This is a genomic window from Thioclava sp. F42-5, from assembly GCF_002213195.1.
Classification (GTDB): Bacteria; Pseudomonadota; Alphaproteobacteria; order Rhodobacterales; family Rhodobacteraceae; genus Thioclava; species Thioclava nitratireducens.
The window spans coordinates 706,359-723,053 of record NZ_NBNZ01000001.1; the positions used below are offsets into that span (position 1 = coordinate 706,359).

The 16,695-nt window shown below is 66.2% G+C and carries 15 protein-coding genes; 5 read left to right on the top strand and 10 right to left on the bottom strand.

The genetic code is table 11. The features are described from left to right. Positions 1 to 37: 37 nt before the first annotated feature. The 6 genes from dtd to B6V74_RS03175 form a co-directional block, all read right to left on the bottom strand. Entirely contained in the window at positions 38 to 487 is a 450-nt protein-coding gene (gene dtd, locus B6V74_RS03150; protein WP_088721929.1) for a D-aminoacyl-tRNA deacylase, read from the bottom strand. Further along, positions 484 to 1,407: a carbohydrate kinase gene (locus B6V74_RS03155; protein WP_088721930.1), complete on the bottom strand. Its 924-nt coding sequence runs from the start codon at positions 1,405 to 1,407 to the stop codon at positions 484 to 486. The genes dtd and B6V74_RS03155 overlap by 4 nt, the downstream gene beginning before the upstream one ends. An 83-nt stretch (positions 1,408 to 1,490) precedes the next feature. Continuing rightward, positions 1,491 to 3,620, bottom strand: coding sequence for a hypothetical protein (locus B6V74_RS03160; protein WP_088721931.1), 2,130 nt, complete (start codon positions 3,618 to 3,620; stop codon positions 1,491 to 1,493). Next, positions 3,617 to 6,358, bottom strand: a complete 2,742-nt coding sequence (locus B6V74_RS03165; RefSeq protein WP_088721932.1) for a DUF4159 domain-containing protein — start codon at positions 6,356 to 6,358, stop codon at positions 3,617 to 3,619. Before B6V74_RS03165 ends, B6V74_RS03160 begins: the two co-directional genes overlap by 4 nt. Further along, on the bottom strand, positions 6,358 to 7,278 hold the full coding sequence (locus B6V74_RS03170; RefSeq protein ID WP_233243022.1) for a DUF58 domain-containing protein: 921 nt from the start codon (positions 7,276 to 7,278) through the stop codon (positions 6,358 to 6,360). The genes B6V74_RS03165 and B6V74_RS03170 overlap by 1 nt, the downstream gene beginning before the upstream one ends. Next, entirely contained in the window at positions 7,275 to 8,291 is a 1,017-nt protein-coding gene (locus B6V74_RS03175; RefSeq protein WP_078519704.1) for a MoxR family ATPase, read from the bottom strand. Before B6V74_RS03175 ends, B6V74_RS03170 begins: the two co-directional genes overlap by 4 nt. Positions 8,292 to 8,363: 72 nt before the next feature. Here B6V74_RS03175 and B6V74_RS03180 point away from each other — a divergent pair, with 72 nt between their 5' ends. Further along, the gene (locus B6V74_RS03180; RefSeq protein WP_088721933.1) at positions 8,364 to 8,957 is read left to right on the top strand and encodes a DUF1285 domain-containing protein; all 594 of its coding nucleotides are present in this window, start codon (positions 8,364 to 8,366) and stop codon (positions 8,955 to 8,957) included. Between the two features lies 1 nt (position 8,958). After that, positions 8,959 to 9,708 carry a TIM barrel protein gene (locus B6V74_RS03185; protein WP_088721934.1) on the top strand — a complete coding sequence of 250 codons (750 nt, stop codon included), beginning with the start codon at positions 8,959 to 8,961 and terminating at the stop codon, positions 9,706 to 9,708. A 9-nt stretch (positions 9,709 to 9,717) separates the two neighbouring features. On the opposite strand, the gene B6V74_RS03190 is transcribed toward B6V74_RS03185, so the two are convergent. Continuing rightward, positions 9,718 to 10,674: a cation diffusion facilitator family transporter gene (locus B6V74_RS03190; protein WP_088721935.1), complete on the bottom strand. Its 957-nt coding sequence runs from the start codon at positions 10,672 to 10,674 to the stop codon at positions 9,718 to 9,720. A gap of 266 nt (positions 10,675 to 10,940) precedes the next feature. Here B6V74_RS03190 and B6V74_RS03195 point away from each other — a divergent pair, with 266 nt between their 5' ends. After that, positions 10,941 to 11,177: a DUF2798 domain-containing protein gene (locus tag B6V74_RS03195; RefSeq protein ID WP_088721936.1), complete on the top strand. Its 237-nt coding sequence runs from the start codon at positions 10,941 to 10,943 to the stop codon at positions 11,175 to 11,177. On the opposite strand, the gene polA is transcribed toward B6V74_RS03195, so the two are convergent. Continuing rightward, positions 11,171 to 13,996, bottom strand: coding sequence for a DNA polymerase I (polA, locus tag B6V74_RS03200; RefSeq protein WP_075776177.1), 2,826 nt, complete (start codon positions 13,994 to 13,996; stop codon positions 11,171 to 11,173). The genes B6V74_RS03195 and polA overlap by 7 nt on opposite strands. Before the next feature lie 314 nt (positions 13,997 to 14,310). On the opposite strand from polA, the gene B6V74_RS18885 reads away from it, so the two are divergent. Then, the gene (locus B6V74_RS18885; protein ID WP_166504559.1) at positions 14,311 to 14,472 is read left to right on the top strand and encodes a hypothetical protein; all 162 of its coding nucleotides are present in this window, start codon (positions 14,311 to 14,313) and stop codon (positions 14,470 to 14,472) included. 31 nt (positions 14,473 to 14,503) lie between these two features. Here B6V74_RS18885 and B6V74_RS03205 read toward each other — a convergent pair whose 3' ends face one another. Then, complete coding sequence (locus tag B6V74_RS03205) at positions 14,504 to 14,710, bottom strand: zinc-finger domain-containing protein (protein ID WP_075776178.1); 207 nt, start codon at positions 14,708 to 14,710, stop codon at positions 14,504 to 14,506. 81 nt (positions 14,711 to 14,791) lie between these two features. Between B6V74_RS03205 and B6V74_RS03210 the strand changes: the two genes are divergently transcribed. Further along, positions 14,792 to 15,724 (top strand): ABC transporter ATP-binding protein, encoded by a 933-nt coding sequence (locus tag B6V74_RS03210; RefSeq protein WP_075776179.1) that lies wholly within the window; start codon positions 14,792 to 14,794, stop codon positions 15,722 to 15,724. Here the strand turns inward: B6V74_RS03210 and B6V74_RS03215 are convergent. Further along, positions 15,721 to 16,578 (bottom strand): DUF1989 domain-containing protein, encoded by an 858-nt coding sequence (locus B6V74_RS03215; RefSeq protein ID WP_088721937.1) that lies wholly within the window; start codon positions 16,576 to 16,578, stop codon positions 15,721 to 15,723. The genes B6V74_RS03210 and B6V74_RS03215 overlap by 4 nt on opposite strands. Between the last annotated feature and the right edge of the window lie 117 nt (positions 16,579 to 16,695).

Below are 16,695 nucleotides of genomic sequence, written 5' to 3' on the forward strand. Positions count from 1 at the left end.
CGCGATTTTCAGGGGAGCAAGACTGCCCCAGCGACGTTCACGGACGGTCGGCGCTGTCCATCCAGATCGTGACCGGCCCGTCGTTCAGAAGCGCCACTTTCATATCCGCGCCGAACTCCCCGGTCTGGACCGGCAGGCCCAGAGATTCGAGGTGCCGGGCGAAATGCCGATAAAGCCGATCGCCCTCTTCGGGCGGTGCGGCAGCAGAGAAACCGGGGCGGTTGCCGCGCGAGGTGTCAGCGGCCAGCGTGAACTGGCTGACCACCAGACAGGCGCCGCCAATATCACCCACCGCGCGGTTCATCTTGCCCGCCTCGTCCTTGAAGATGCGCAGTTTCGAGACCCGCTCTGCCAGTTTCTCGGCCACTTTCTCGTCATCACCCTGCATCGCACAGCACAGGATCAGAAGGCCGGGCCCGATTTCGGAGATGCGATTGCCGTCGACGGTGACCGAGGCTTCGGAGACCCGCTGGACCAGCGCCCTCATGCCAGCTCGTCCGACCAGGGCGGGTTGGCCCCTGCCCGGCTGACGACGACCGCAGCGGCGGCCACGCCCAGCTTGAGGCAGTCGGAGATCAATTCTTCCTCGGCTCCTGCAAGCTTGCGCTTGTCGAGAGCATCGGCGCGATCCAGCGCCGCCAGAACGCCAGCGTTGAACGTGTCGCCTGCACCGACCGTATCGATTACCTCGACCTTGCGCGCGGGCACGAACACCTCGCAGTGCTTCGAGAAGCCATGCGCGCCGGTCGCGCCTTCGGTGACGAAGACCAGCTTCGGCCCCTTGGCGAGCAGCCCGCGCGCGAGATCGGCGATGGTGCCCGGCCCTTCGATCCAGCGCAGATCCTCGTCCGAGACCTTCACGATATCGGCCACGGCGAACATCCGTTCAAGCCGCGCGCGATAGGCCGTCTCGTCGCGGATGAAACCGGGACGGATATTCGGGTCGATCATCGTCACGCGGCTCTCCGCCTCGCGCAGCATCAGCGCCTCATAGGCCGCGCCGCAGGGCTCGACCGGCAGGGAGATGCCACCGAAGAACATCGCCTTCACCTCTGCCGGGATCGCAGGCATATCCTCGATCTTCAGCATGCGACCCGCGGTATTCTCGTCGTAGAAGGCGTAGCTCGCATGGCCGTCGGTGAGCGTCACGAAGGCCAGCGTCGTGGGCCGGTCCGAGCGGACCGAGAGCCCCGCATCGACGCCGCTATCAGAGAGTGAGTGGACCAGCATCTGCCCGAACAGATCCTCTGACAGCCCCGACAGGAAACCCGAGCGCGCCCCCAACCGCCCCAGCGCGATCGCGGTATTGAACACCGCTCCTCCGGGATAGGGCGCAAAGGCCGGCTCGCCTTGCGCGCTCTCGCGCGGGAGCATGTCGATCAGTGCCTCACCACAGCTCAGGATCATCGGGGCCTCTCCTCCGTCTTCGCGTTCCGATACCGCTAACACCTGCTACACGTGAAGCGGTCTCCGGGCAATCCCCGCTTGGATCACGCTGCGCTCGGCCCGCCGCCACCGCCGCGCCGATTCCGCCCTTCGATCAGCCATGCCCCCACGGTCAGCAGCGCTGCGAGGAGCAGCCAGACCCAGGCGGGCATCAGCGGCTGCACGCGGATATCGGTGGTGGCCGTCGCGCCGCGCGGCGTGATGCCGATCCAGCCGCGCCCTGCCGAGGGTCGCCCCGCACGCACCTCGCGGATATCGGGCACCCCGTCTTCGAGCCGCGTCACGCCGCCATTCGACGCCTCGACCACGGCAGCGAGGGGATCCCCGCTGGCAATCGTCTGTTCGAACTCGCGCGGGCTGGCGGGGCCCATCGCCACGACCCGCTCCAGATCGCCGTCCTTGAGCCGGTAGAGCCCTGCCTGGGGCGCGGTCCAGCGCGCGGTGAAGCGACCCGGCGCGGTCTCGGTCAGCGGCACTTCCTGCGTCGAGCCATCGGGCAGCGTCACGGTCACCGGCGGCGCGGTATCTTCCATCGTGCGACGGATGATCCGCATCGAAAGCGCGCCGGGATCGATCTCGGCATAGAGTGCCTCCTCTTCCAGTTCAGGCTCTTTCATCTCCCAATGCGCGATGCGGCGCAGCAATTCGAGCTGTGGCCCACCGCCGTCATAGCCGCGATCCCAGAGCCATGCCTGATCGGACGCCAAAAGCGCCACCCGCCCCTCGCCTTCGCGCGATAGCACCAGCAGCGGCTTGCCCTCGGCCCCGGACATGACGACCTCGCCGGTGGGGTTCGTCAGTTCGATCTGGCGCAGCCAGTGCCCCCAATGCGGGCCGTCTTTCTCGGCGGCCGTATCCTCGCCCTCGGGCGCAGGTGCCCCTTCCAGCCCGGCGGTTACCGGGTGGCGCAGGCCCAGATCGGTCGGGCGCGGCAGAAAGCTTTCCGACATGACGCGGCCGGTGGGGCGCGCGGGCATGATGTCGCCAAGGCTCGTCTGATAGAGGCTTTCGACGGTCGCGAATTCCGGACCGGCGGCCACGAGGATCGCGCCGCCGCGCTCGACGTAATCCTTGATGTTGTCGAAATAGGCCGACGGCAGGATACCCCGTGCGCCGTAGCGGTCGAAGATGATCAGATCGAACTGGTCGATCTTGTCGACGAACAGCTCCTGCGTCGGGAAGGCGATCAGTGACAGCTCCGTCACCGGCACGCCGTCCTGTTTCTCCGGCGGACGCAGGATGGTGAAATGCACGAGATCGACGCCCGCATCCGACTTAAGAAGGTTGCGCCACGTCCGCTCGCCCGCATGGGGCTGACCCGAGACCAGAAGCACCCGCAGCCGGTCGCGCACGCCGTTGATCTGCACGGTCGCGACATTGTTGCGGTCGGTCAGCTCTCCATCCAGCGGCGTCAGCGTGAACTGCACCACGTTCTGCCCGCCATGGGTCAGCGTCAGCGGCAGTTCCAGATCGCGATCGGTGCGCACCTTGTAGCTTTTCGGGTCCTTGCCATCGATCGAGATCGTCAGATCGGCCACGCCGCCCGCGCTTTCGGGAACGGCGCCCATATCCTCGACCTTGAGACGGATATCGGTTTCCTCACCGATAATGCCAAAGGAAGGCGCGGTCTCGATCAGGATACGACGATCCCAGTCGCTGCGCTTGCCGGTCAGCAGCACCTGCAGCGGCGCGGGCAGATCGGGGGCAAGCTGCGCGTCATGGGCCTGCCCGTCGGTGACCATCAGCGCCCCCGCGACCCGGGCGCGCGGCTCGGCGGCCAGCGCCTCGGCGAGGCTCGCGCCCAGCTCGGTGCCGGCATTGTCGGCCCCGTCCGGAACGGTGATCCGGCGCGTCTCCACATTAGGCATCGCATCGAGCTGCGCTTGCAGACGTGCCACGGCGCGGTCGGTCTGTTGCCCGCGATCCGAGAGCTTCTGCGAGGAGGACCGGTCGTCGACCAGCAAAACGATATTCGACAGTGGCGTGGTCTGTTCGCGCTGCAAGGAGGGCTGCGCGATCGCGGCCAGCAGCACCAGCGCGGCCAAGGCCCGCAGCGCCCAGCCCTTAAGCCCGCGCCATAGCGCCAGCGCCAGCAGAACGGCCGCCACAGCGGCCGCGCCCGCGATCACAGGCCATGGCAGAAGCGGCGCGAAGATTACCGACAGCCCGTTCATTGCCCCAGCCTTTCGAGAAGCGCAGGCACATGGACCTGATCGGATTTATAGTTGCCGGTCAGCACATGCATGATCAGGTTCACCCCGAAGCGATCCGCGATTTCGCGCTGACGCTCGCCGGTGCGGCCGCGCCCCACCGGGAACATCGGCATCCCGCGATCGTCGACGGCCCAGGCCGAGGCCCAATCGTTGCCGCCGATCACCACCGGCGTCACCCCGTCATTGAGGTTGCGAAACGGCATCCCCTCGGCGCGTTCGGCATCGGCTGGCGGAGCCTCCACCCAGATCGTGCCATCATAGCGACCGGGGAAATCCTGCAGAAGGTAGAAGGTGCGGGTCAGTACGTGATCATCCGGTATCGGCGCGAGCGGCGGAATGTCCAAGGGCGCGGCCAGCGCCTGCAAACGCTTGCCTGCGGGCGTCGCCTCGCCGAAGCCCGCAATATCGGCGTCGCGCGTGTCGAACAGGATCATCCCGCCGCCGCGCAGGTAGCGGTTCAGCTTGGCATATTCCATCGGGCTCGGTGCAGGCTGATCTGCCGTGATCGGCCAGTAGATGAAGGTAAAGACGGCCAGATCGTCATTCTTCAGATCGACCATCATCGGCGCGGAAGGCTCTACCGTGGTACGCCGGTTGAGAACCTGCGACAGGCCCTTCAGCCCCGCCATCGAAACCCGGTCAACTTCGGCATCGCCGGTGGGCATCGCGGCCAGAACCACGTTGGACGCAGCCTCGATCGCGCGCGCCGGATCCATATCCTCGGCATGGGCTTGCGGCGGCGCGAAGCTTGCGAGGATCACGGCGGCCCCGAAAGCGGCGGCCTTCATCGCACGCGGCCCCCAGAGCTTGCCCGAGAGCGCCAGCGTCGCGAGGATGTCCAGCAGAAGCGCCGCAAGCGCAGCCCCCAGAAGCCAGCCTTTCAAGGGCATTTCGCGTTGTTCGAAAGCCCCTTCAACGGGGACATTCGCAGGCCAGCTCGCGGGCGAAAGCGTCGCGCCGCGCGGCAGGGCGTTCAGCGCGACCGAGCGGTCCTCGGCGGTGTAGATGCCCGGGCGCAGCTTCGGCCCCGGCTCGGCCTTGGCCAGCTCCTCGCCCGGCACACCTGCGGCAGCGCCTGCATCCTGCAGCCGCCCGAACCCGTCGAGCAGCTTCTGCGGCACCCAGGTCTGGCCTGCGAGATCAGCCTCTTCCGGCGCGGCGGGCCGGGCAGAGACCGCGAGCCGTTCCAGCATCTGCGGGAACAGCAGCGACAGCGGCAGGGTCGACCATTCGGCATTGGCGGTGACGTGAAACAGCACCACCGCCCCCTGCCCCATCTTGGCGCGGGTGACGAGCGGCGTGCCATCGGTCAGCGCGGCGATCGTGTGTTCGCTCAGGTCCGGCGCGGGCTCGGCCATGACCTGTGCCTTCACCGTCACGTCGTCGGGAACCGTCAGCCCCGTAAAGGGCGAGTTTTCCGGGAAGGGCGCCAGCGCGCGCGGATCGCCCCAGCTCATCGTGCCGCCCAGCGAGCGGCCTCCGGCACGCAGCTGCACCGGCAGCAACGTGTCGGCGTCGAGATTGGCATTGGCCATGCGCGGCCCTGCGAAGCGGATCAGCAGCCCGCCCTTCTCGACCCATTCCTGCAGTTTAGCCTGTTCGGGCAGATCGGCCATATCGGCGAGGATGATCACGTCCGGATCGGCGGTCAGCACGTCGGCAAGCGTGCCCTCGATCAGGTCCGCCGTCGGGGCGAGCGCCTGATGCAGGTAATGCGTGGGCGAGAGCAGCTCCAGCCCCTCGCGGTCGCGCGCACCCGAGAGGATCGCGACCTTGCGGCGTTTGACCGCGTCATCGGTCAGGCTCACCGCACCGGCCGAGCGCATGCCCGTGACCTCGATCCGGGTAATCCGGTTGCGTAGCTCGGGCGGCAGATCGAAACGCAGCTCTGTTTCGCGGCTGTCGGTGAACTGAAGCGGCTGGCTCGCCAGCTCGCGCTCGACACCCGCCGGATCGCGCCCTACCGCGGCGACATCGCGCGGGCTGGGCGGAATAGTGGAGGCAAGCGCGGGCACGACGAGCGCGCCATCCTCGATCCGGGCCGCGCCCAGCGCCAGAACTGGCAGTTGCGGCTGCCAGACCTTGACCGGACCGCGCGCCTCCAGCGCGCTCAGAACACCGGCCCGGCTGTCGCGGGCCAACCCGTCAGACAGCCAGAGCGTCTCGAAATTCCCGCCCGGCAGGTTTGCGGCGTCGAAGTTCTGCGGCGCCCAAGGCTGCGGCTGGATGCCGGGGAGCGACTGGATCAGCGCGCCCGCATCCGTGAAACTCACCTGTGCGGGCGGTGGATCGGCGAGCGAAATTACAGCTGCCGGACGGCCCGCCTGCTGCGCGTCCTTCAGCGCCGCCGTCATCCGCTCCACCCGGCGCGACCAATCGCGGGCAGAGGCCCAGCTACCGTCGACCACGATCAGGAGCGGCCCGGTTCCGGGCACGACCCGCTGTGGGTTCAGGACCGGCCCGGCAAAACCGATGATCGCGGCGGCCAGCGCCAGAAGACGGAGCGCCAGCAGCCACCACGGCGTGCGCGCGGCCTGCACTTCCTCGTCCTTGAGGCCCAAAAGCAGCGCGACGCCCGGGAAGCGCCTGCGGATCGGCGCGGGCGGTACCGCGCGCAGGATCAGCCAGATGATCGGCAACGCAGCCAGCCCCAGCAGAAGCCAGGGCGCGGTGAAGCCGATGGGGCCGAGCATCCACATCAGCGCCCCCTTTCGAGCGCGGAATAGAGCCAGAGCAGCGCCACCTGCGCCGGATCGCCCGTGTGATGGGTCGAGAACTGCCAGCCCGCGCTGCGCGCAAGCGTGGCGAGCTGATCGCGCCGTGCGGCCAGCCGGTCGAGATAACGCGCACGCAAATCGCCAGCCTTGCGCGTCTCATGGACCAGCGCGCCGGTCATCGACTGGAAGATCGTGCGCCCATCATAGGGAAAGGCTTCCTCGTCCGGATCGAGCACCTGCATCATCACGCCCGAGACGCCACGATCCGCCAGACGCCCCAGCGCCGCCTCGATCGGGCCGAGATCACCGAAGAAATCCGACAGCAGCACGACGCGCGATTGCGGCGTGACGCCCGCGATTTCGGGCGCGCCGTAATCCTGCACGCCCGCCTCGCGCGACAGAAGGCCCGCAAGCTCCATCAGCTGCGCGCGTCCGGGCCGTGGTGGTGCGAGAGGGCCGGTCAGCCCCACGCGCTCACCGCCGCGCACCATCAGCACCGCGAGCGCGAGGCCCAACACCCGCGCGCGCTCGGATTTGGTGACGCGGGCGTTGCGACCGCTCTCGGCCCCGGTGAAGCGCATCGAGGCCGCATCATCGACCCACAGATGCACCGATTGCGCCAGTTGCCATTCGCGCTGGCGCACATATTGGCTATCCGAGCGCGCCGAGCGCCGCCAATCGACGAAGCGCAGCTCGTCGCCCGCATGGGCGGGGCGGTATTGCCAGAATTCCTCGCCCGATCCCGCGCGCCTGCGCCCATGCGACCCCATCTGAACGGTCGCCGCCAACTGCTCCGCCGCGACCAGCAGCGGAGGCAGCGCAGAGGCTGCCCCTTCCGCCTCGCGGCGCAGGCTCAGCGCGGGGGCGGGCCCCGACGCTGCGGTATCGGAGGTCACGCTCAAGCGGCGGCCCCGGCGGCGCGCGGCCCGGTGACCTCTGCCACGGCGCGGTCGATCAGGTCGCCCAACGTCTCGCCCCGGGCGCGGGCCGCGAAGCTCAGCGCCATGCGGTGGATCAGCACCGGGCGGGCCATTGCCTGTACGTCGTCCAGCGTCGGCGCCAGTCGGCCATTGATCAGCGCACGCGCCCGAACGGTCAGCATCAGCGCCTGCGCGGCCCGCGGCCCCGGTCCCCAGGCCAGCGCATCGCGGATGAAGTCGGGCGCCTCAGCCTCGCGCGGACGGCAGAGCCGCACCAGATCGAGGATCGCATCGACAACCTTCTCGCCCACGGGCATCTGCCGCACGATCCCCTGCGCCTCGATTAGTTCGGCCGGGGTGAAGACGGTATGCGCGCCCTCCGCCGCGACACCGGTGGTCGCCAGCAGGATCGAGCGCTCTGTCTCGCGATCCGGGTAATCGACGTCGATCTGAACGAGGAAACGGTCGAGCTGGGCCTCGGGCAGTGGATAGGTGCCCTCCTGCTCGATCGGGTTCTGCGTGGCGAGAACGTGGAAGGGCGGGCCAAGCGGGCGATGCTCGCCGGCGATGGTGACCTCGCGTTCCTGCATCGCCTGAAGAAGCGCAGACTGGGTCCGGGGCGAGGCGCGGTTGATCTCGTCCGCCATCAGCAGCTGGCAGAAGACCGGGCCTTCGAGGAAGCGGAACGCGCGGCTGCCGTCGGGCGCCGTTTCCAGAACTTCGGAGCCCAGAATATCGGCGGGCATCAGGTCCGGCGTGAACTGGATGCGGTTCGATCCCAGCCCCATCACGGTCGACAGCGTCTCGACCAGAAGCGTCTTGCCCAAGCCCGGCAAGCCGACCAGAAGCGCGTGCCCCCCGGACAGCATCGCCGCCAGAACCAGCTCCACCACCTGATCCTGGCCGATGAATCGCCGGTCGATCGAGGCGCGGGCCTGGGCGAGCTTGCCGCCAAGTCGTTCGATATCTTCCATCAGCTTTTCGGGCTCGGCCATGACATTCTCCCCGTTGATGCCTATCTTGCCAGCAAAGCAGATAACCACGCTCCGACCAACGGCCAAATTCGCATGACGGATCACAAACAGACAGTTTCGACCTCTTCCCCCACGGCAGATGGGCTTGCGGATGCAGCCAAGAAAGCCAGCAAAAAGGGCCCGCCGCCCGTGCATTTGTGGGATCCGCCCTTCTGCGGCGACCTCGATATGGAGATCCGCCGCGACGGGACGTGGTTCTATCTTGGCACGCCGATCGGCCGCGAGGCGCTGGTGCGACTGTTTTCATCGATTCTGAAACTGGAGGACGGGAAATACTATCTCGTTACCCCGGTCGAGAAGGTGGGCATCCGGGTCGAGGACGCGCCGTTCATCGCCGTCGATTTCACCGCTGAGGGCGAGGGCGACGACCAGTCGATTCGCTTCACGACCAATGTGGGCGACGTGGTTCTTGCCGATGCAGACCACGCGATCCGGGTGGAACATAGCGAGGATGGCGAGCCCCGCCCCTATCTGCATGTGCGCCGCGGACTGGAGGCGTTGATCGACCGCAAGAGCTTTTACCGGCTCGTCGATCTCGCCGTGACCCGCGAATTTGAGGGCGAAGATTGGACCGGTGTGATCTCGGCTGGCAGCTTCTTCCCGATCATGCGTGCCGCGGAGTTGTGATGTGCCGAAGTTCGCCGCGAACCTGACGTTCCTCTTCACCGAACTGCCTTTCATGGATCGTTTCAAAGCGGCAAGAAAAGCCGGCTTCGACGCGGTCGAGGTGCTGTTTCCCTACGACGCTTCCGCGCAAGAGATGCGCCACGAACTGATCCGTCACGACCTGAGCTTCGTGCTGATGAACGTGCCGCCGCCGAATTACACCGGCGGCGATCGTGGCTTCGCCGCGGTACCGGGCAGCGAAGCGCGCTTCCGCCGCGATTTCGACCGCGCGATGCGCTTCGCCGACATCCTGAAGCCGCGCGTCATCCATATCATGGCGGGCAAGGCAGAGGGCGCGGAGGCCCGTGCGACCTATATCGAGAACCTGAAATGGGCGACGGCGCGCGCGCCGAAACGGGTCCTGACGATCGAGCCGGTCAACCCGACCGACATGCCCGGTTATTTCCTCGACAGCTTCGATCTCGCGGCGGAAGTGCTCGACGCGGTCGCTGCCCCGAACCTACATCTGCAATTCGACGCCTATCACGCGCAGATGCTGACCGGCGATCTGGCGGGCTGTTGGGCCGCGCACGGGCATCGCGCGGCGCATGTGCAATTCGCGGATGCGCCGGGCCGGGGCGCGCCCGGTTCGGGCAAAAGCGATCTCGCGGGCTTCTTCGCGACGCTCGATGCGGCAGGCTATGATGGCTACGTCTCGGCGGAGTACACGCCGAAGGGCAGCACACCGGAAAGTCTGGACTGGCTACGCTAGGCCCCGCGCTCAATGCGCGGGGTGCGCCCCGTGCTCATGGTCGTGATCGCGAGCCGCGTGGTCGTCATGTGCCTTGTGGTCGGCGCAGCCCAGATCCGCGCTTTCCGGCTCCAGCGTCGCATGATGGATGCCGAACTGGTGTGCCAGCATATCCTTGGCCCGCGCAATGACGGTTGCGTAATTCCGCCCCTCCGCCAGCACGAGATGCGCCTCGACGGAGACGCGCCGCTCGTCGATCTGCCACAGGTGGACGTGGTGGACACCCTCGACGCCTTCGACATCCCCCAGCGCACGGCGTACCTCGGTGCTGTCCTTCTCGGGCGGCGCACCGAGCATCAGGATGCGCAGCACCGGTTTCAGATCGGTGGCGACATGCCACAGGACGAAGAGCGAGATGCCGATGGTCAGGATCGGGTCGACCATCTTCCAGTCGTAGAGCAGAATCACGACACCGCCCACGATCACCGCGACCGACGCCCCGGCATCGGCCAGATTATGCAGGAAAGCCGCGCGGATGTTCAGGCTGTGCTTGGAGAGCGCATAGGTCAGCGCCGCCGTCGCCAGATCGACGATCAGCGCCAGCGTCGCGAGCCAGACCACGATCCAGCCATCGACCTGAGGCGGATCGATCATCCGCCCGACAGCCTCCGCGATCAGCCAGAGCGAGATCAGGATCAGCGCGATGTAATTGACGAAGGCCGCGATGACCTCGGCGCGCGACCAGCCGAAGCTCATCGCGGCATCCGCGCCGCGCTTGGCCAGCTTGCGCGCCCCGAAGGCCAGCACCAGCGCCGCCGCGTCGGAGAAATTATGAACCCCGTCCGCGATCAGCGCCATCGAGCCAGCGATCGCCCCGCCCAGCACCTGCGCGACCGTCAGGATGACATTGACGACCACCGCCCAGAGCACACGGTTATCGCTCGTATCGGCGTCGAGATGGTGGTGGTGGTAATGATCGTGGGGCATGGGCGCTTTTCTCGAATCTCGGCGCCTGAGGCGCGGTTGGGACGCTCCGCAGGGGATGTTGGGGCCAAGTCGAACGCGATGCCCGCATTTTCGGCTTGGTCCAAATATCCCCGCCGGAGGCATGCGCAGTCTCAACATTGCGCGGCGGCGGGGTCAATGCGAGACAACTCGTTCGCGCGGATCAGCACACAGGTTTGTGCGTTGCCTCCTCACGCTCAATCACCAAAATGCGAGCGGAGAATTTTCCGACCCGAGAAGGAGACCCGATGATCCCCGCGCGCTATGCCCATTTCGTCTTCAGCCTGATCCTGTCGGGGATCATGTCGTGTCTGGTCTCGGGCGTGGCGACCTACCGGGCGACGGGGCTTGTGGAGGACTTTCCGGCGCTCTGGGCGGCAAGCTGGCTCTCGAGCTGGATGTTCGCCTATCCTTCGGTGCTGCTGGTCGCGCCGTTGGCGCGGCGCGTGACCAATATCCTCGTGCGTCAACCCGCGGCTCAGTGAGCGGCGGCCCAGCTCTCCCCCTGCCCCGCGTCGACGACGAGCGGCACCGAGAGCTTCATCACCGGCTCCGCCGCGCCTTCCATCGTCGCCCGGGCGGTCTTGATCAGGTCGTCGATCGCGGCGTCCTCGACCTCGAAGATCAGTTCGTCATGCACCTGTAGCAGCATCCGGGCCGGGAGACCGTCGATCGCCTCGGGCATCCGCACCATCGCGCGGCGAATGATATCGGCCGCAGCCCCCTGGATCGGCGCGTTGATCGCGGCGCGTTTGGCGAAGCCCGCCGACGGGCCTTTCGCGCCAATATCGGGCGTATGGATTTTACGTCCGAACAGGGTCTGGACGTATTTGTGCTCCTTAGCGAAGGCCACCGTGTCGTCCATGTATTTGCGGATACCGGGGAAACGCTCGAAATAGCGGTCGATGAAGCCCTGCGCCTCGGCCCGCGGGATGCGCAGGTTGCGGGCAAGGCCGAAGCCGGAAATCCCGTAGATCACGCCGAAATTGATCGCCTTCGCCTGACGGCGGATCTCAGGCGTCATCTGGTCGAGCGGCACGTCGAACATCTCCGAGGCAGTCGCGGCGTGAATGTCCAGTCCTTCCTTGAAGGCCTCGCGCATCTCGGGAAGATCCGCCACATGGGCGAGGATGCGCAATTCGATCTGGCTGTAGTCGAGCGACACGATCTTGCAGCCCTCGCGCGCCACGAACGCCTCGCGGATGCGGCGGCCTTCCTCGGAGCGCACGGGAATGTTCTGCAGGTTCGGATCGGTCGAGGCCAGACGTCCGGTATTCGCGCCCGCGATCGAGTAGCAGGTATGGACGCGGCCCGTTTCGGGATGGACATGGGTCTGCAGCGCATCCGTGTAGGTCGATTTCAGCTTCGAGATCTGCCGCCAGTCGAGCACACGTGCCGCCAGCCGCGCGGCCTGCGGGTTGGTGTCTTCCATCGTGGTCACGTCTTCGAGCACATCCGCGCCCGTGCCATAGGCCCCGGTCTTGCCCTTCTTGCCGCCCTCGACGCCCATCGTGTCGAACAGGATCTCGCCCAGCTGTTTCGGCGACCCGACATTGAAGGGCTGGCCCGCGATCTCGGCGATCTCGTCTTCGAGTTGCGCCATCTTCTGCGCGAAGGCGTTGGACATGCGCGACAGCACCGAGGCGTCGACCTTCACGCCCGCGATTTCCATATCGGCCAGCACCGGCACCATCGGACGCTCCAGCGTCTCGTAGACGGTGGTGACGCGTTCGCGATGCAGCCGCGGCTTGAACTGCTGCCAGAGGCGCAGCGTGATATCGGCGTCCTCAGCGGCGTAGCGGGTAGCCTTCTCGATCTCGACCTTGTCGAAGGTGATCTGGCTCTTGCCGGTGCCGATCAGTTCCTTGATCGGGATCGGCTGATGATTGAGATAGCGATCCGAGAGCGTATCCATCCCATGGCCGTGCAGCCCCGAGAACATTGCGTAGGACATCAGCATCGTGTCGTCGATCGGCGCCACGCGGATCCCGAGCCGGGCGAAGATCTTGAAGTCATACTTCATGTTCTGGCCGATCTTCAGGATCGCCGGGTCTTCGAGCACGGGTTTGAGGAGCGCCAGCGCCTCCTTGAAGTCCATCTGGCCGGCGACACGTTCGGAGCCGCCGAAAAGATCATCGCCGCCGGAGATATGTGCGAGCGGCAGATAGGCCGCCTTGCCCGCTTCGGTGCACAGCGACACGCCCACCAGTTCGGCCTTCATGTCATTGAGGGACGTGGTTTCGGTGTCGACCGCGACCCAGCCCTTGGCGCGGGCCTCATCCAGCCACTGCGTCAGTGTCTCGGCATCGCGGATGCAGACATAGCTGTCGGGATCGAAGGGCGGCTGGTCCACCTCCGGCGCGGGGTCGACATGGCTTGCCGGCACGTCGGTGACGACGGGCGCGGGCGGCGGCTCGGCGCCGAATTTCTCGGCCACGCGGCGGGTCAGCGTGCGGAACTCCATCTCATTGAGAAAGCCCATCAGCGTATCGACATCGGGCTCGCGGATTTCCAGATCGTCGAGCGTGAACTCGATGGGGGTCTGATCGTCTAGAGTTACCAGCTGCTTCGAGAGGCGAATCTGCTCGGCCTTCTCGATCAGCGTCTCGCGGCGCTTGGGCTGCTTGATCTCGGAGGCACGTGCGAGCAGCGTCTCCAGGTCGCCAAATTCGTTGATCAGAAGCGCCGCCGTCTTCACGCCGATGCCGGGGGCGCCGGGGATATTGTCGACCGAGTCGCCTGCGAGCGCCTGCACGTCGATCACGCGCTCGGGGGCGACGCCGAACTTCGCCTCGACCTCCTCGACACCGATCGCGCGGTTCTTCATCGCGTCGAACATCTCGACCCCGCCGCCGACGAGCTGCATCAGATCCTTGTCCGACGAGATGATCGTGACGCGGCCGCCGGCCTCGCGGGCCTGCCGGGCGAGCGTCGCGATGATGTCGTCGGCCTCGTAGCCCGCCAGTTCCTCGCAGGCGATGTTGAACGCCTTGGTTGCCTCACGTGTCAGCGGGATCTGCGGGCGCAGTTCCTCGGGCATCTCGTCGCGATTTGCCTTATAGAGATCGTAGAGGTCGTTGCGGAAGGTGTGGCTGCCCTTGTCGAAGATCACGGCTGCATGGGTCGGCGCGTCGGAGCCCTTGGCGTCCTCGATGTATTTCCACAGCATGTTGCAGAATCCGGAGACCGCCCCGATCGGCAGCCCGTCGGATTTGCGAGTCAGCGGCGGAAGCGCATGATAGGCGCGGAAAATGAAGGCCGAACCGTCGATCAGATGCAGGTGACAGCCTTTGCCGAATGCCATTGCGGAACCCTCCTTCGCGCGTTGGCCCCGGTTGTGCCACAGGGGGGTGCAGAGGGAAAGAGGATCGGCGACCGCTCAGCGTGAAGGGCCGCGCCCGAGCCTTGGGTGCGCGCTACGCTGTCGTCTGGTTTGAGCAGTTCATTTCGCAAGCCCGTAGGGCAGAGAGGCTGTGGGCTCCATTACCAATGCGCCCTCCCGGGGGAAGGTCGGGCGCCTCCCGGGCTGGTCGGCTGCGCCGAGCGATACGCGTGGCGCCCCTTGTCAGAGCCCCCGAAATCCCCCATCTCAAGCGGCAACCGTAAAGGATTTGAGCTATGGACTATTCCAAGATGGGCGGCGCGAAGCCGCCGAAGAACACGCCCAAACATGCCGAGCATAACGCCTACGGCACCGACAAGACGCCTTTCAGCAAAAAGGACCCGAAGGCTGCGCTGCTTGAACGCATGAAACGCGCGGCACAGAAAAAGGACGGCTGAACGCCGTCCTTCCCTGTCGACTCAGACAGGTTCAGTGATCGTCATGCGCGTGATCGCGGTCGATCACGTATTTCTTGTCGCAATAGCCGCATTCGACGAAACCGGTGTCCCGCGGGATCGACAGCCAAACGCGCGGATGGCCGAGTGCCCCCTCGCCGCCGTCGCAGGCAACCTTCCAGGTGGTGACGACCTCGGTCTCGGGTGCGTCGGGGGCATTGGGCGAATGGGTGGCAGTCATGGATGCTCCGTATATATAAGGCACGAAAACCGCGCCCTGAAATCTGGGCTTCATTCTAGCAATCGCGAAAGGCGGGGCAAGTTGGAACAGCAGGCAATCGAAGTCACCGGGCTGCGCAAAACCTATGCAGGCGGCAAGAAGCAGGCACCGAAAGAAGCACTGAAGGGGCTCGACCTGTCGATCCCTGCGGGGTCGATCTTCGGGCTTCTCGGCCCGAACGGGGCCGGCAAGTCGACGCTGATCAACATTCTTGCGGGGCTGGTGAAGAAAACCGACGGGCGCGTCGTGATCTGGGGTTTCGATCAGGACGTGAACCCGCGCCAGTCGCGCGCCGCGATCGGGGTGATGCCGCAGGAGCTGAACATGGATCCGTTCTTCACGCCCCGCGCGGCGCTGGAGATGCAGGCGGGACTCTATGGCGTGCCGAAATCCGAGCGCTGGACGGACGAGATTCTCGAACTGGTGGGCCTGTCGGACAAGGCCGAGGCTTATGCGCGAAACCTCTCGGGCGGGATGAAGCGGCGTCTGCTGCTTGCCAAAGCGCTGGTACATCGCCCGCAGATCCTCGTGCTGGACGAGCCGACCGCAGGCGTCGATATCGAGCTGCGCGCGATGCTCTGGCGCAATGTCCGCAAGCTCAATGAGCAGGGCATGACGATCATCCTGACCACGCACTACCTCGAAGAAGCCGAGGAAATGTGCGACGAGATCGCGATCATCAACAACGGCGAACTGATCGTGCGGGACACCACGCCGAACCTTCTCAAGCGGATGGACCGCAAGGCGCTGGTGGTGGAGCCGCGCAACGAAGTCACGAAAGAGATTCGGCTTCCCGAAGGCGTCACGCTCGAGACCCGCGCGGGCGGACAGATGGCGTTTTCCTACTCGCGCAACGAGACCTCGGCAGAGGATATCCTCGACGCGCTGCGCGTCGCCGGTGTCGAGATTCGCGACATCGCGAGCGAACAGCCGGGCCTCGAGGAAGTCTTCGTCTCGCTGACCTCGAACCGTTAAAGCCCGTGGCTGCGGTCGTAGGCGTTGGGCGCGGGCGGCGCCCAGCCTTCGGGCGCTGATTTCGGGCAGTAGATTTCCACGCCCAGCGGGTAACATGCAGCCGCGTCCGAGCTGTGCTCGGCTGAACAATCCCCGCCCGGGCACGCCGACAGAACGCCCAGCAAATCGGTCTCTGCGAAGAATTCGAGATAATCACCGGGCCGGACCGGGCTCGCCTTCATGAAATACTGCCCGGTGTCGCGGGTGAAGCCGGTGCACATGAAGACGTTGAGCACGTCATGCACCAGCGCCTCCGCCTCGTGCAGAGGCAGATCACGGGCCGCGGCCAGCGCACGGGTCAGGTTCGAATGGCAGCAATGGTGATACTGCCCGCCATCGGACAGCAGGCAATGCGTATAAGGATCGCAGCGCGTGCCGATCACGTCATGGACCGAGCCACCGAATGCGTCGATGCCATACCAGTCGAGCGTATCCTCGGTAATCGTCGCCAGCGGGCGCATCGTCGGAAAGCCGGACCACAGCTGGTCGCCGCGGCTCAGATGCGTGCCATGCAGCGCGCGTGTCTTGCCTGAATAGAACCGCTCGGACAGGTCCGCCGAGAACAAATTCAGATCGCCCACCTGCGGCCCCTCGACCGAAGCGATGCGGAAGAAATGTCCGGCGGGCACGTCGAAGGCCAGCGCCTCGCGCGGGGGCACTCGCAGGTCGGCGATCTTGTCCCAGTTCCCGCGCGCGGCGCGATAGGCGGGCAGGTCCGGCGCGGGCAGCGCGTCCGTCGGGTAACAGATCACCGGCGCGATATCGCGGCGGGTTTGGGCGTCTTCGGGCGCGGCGTGCTCGGGCGTCGGATGCATGGGGCTCCCTCCTTGTCGCGCCCACTCTGCCCTGCCCCGCCCAAGAGCGAAAGGCGCAAAGAAAAACCCCGGCGAAGAGCCGGGGCAGTCACGACGGAACTATTCGGGAGGTCACCG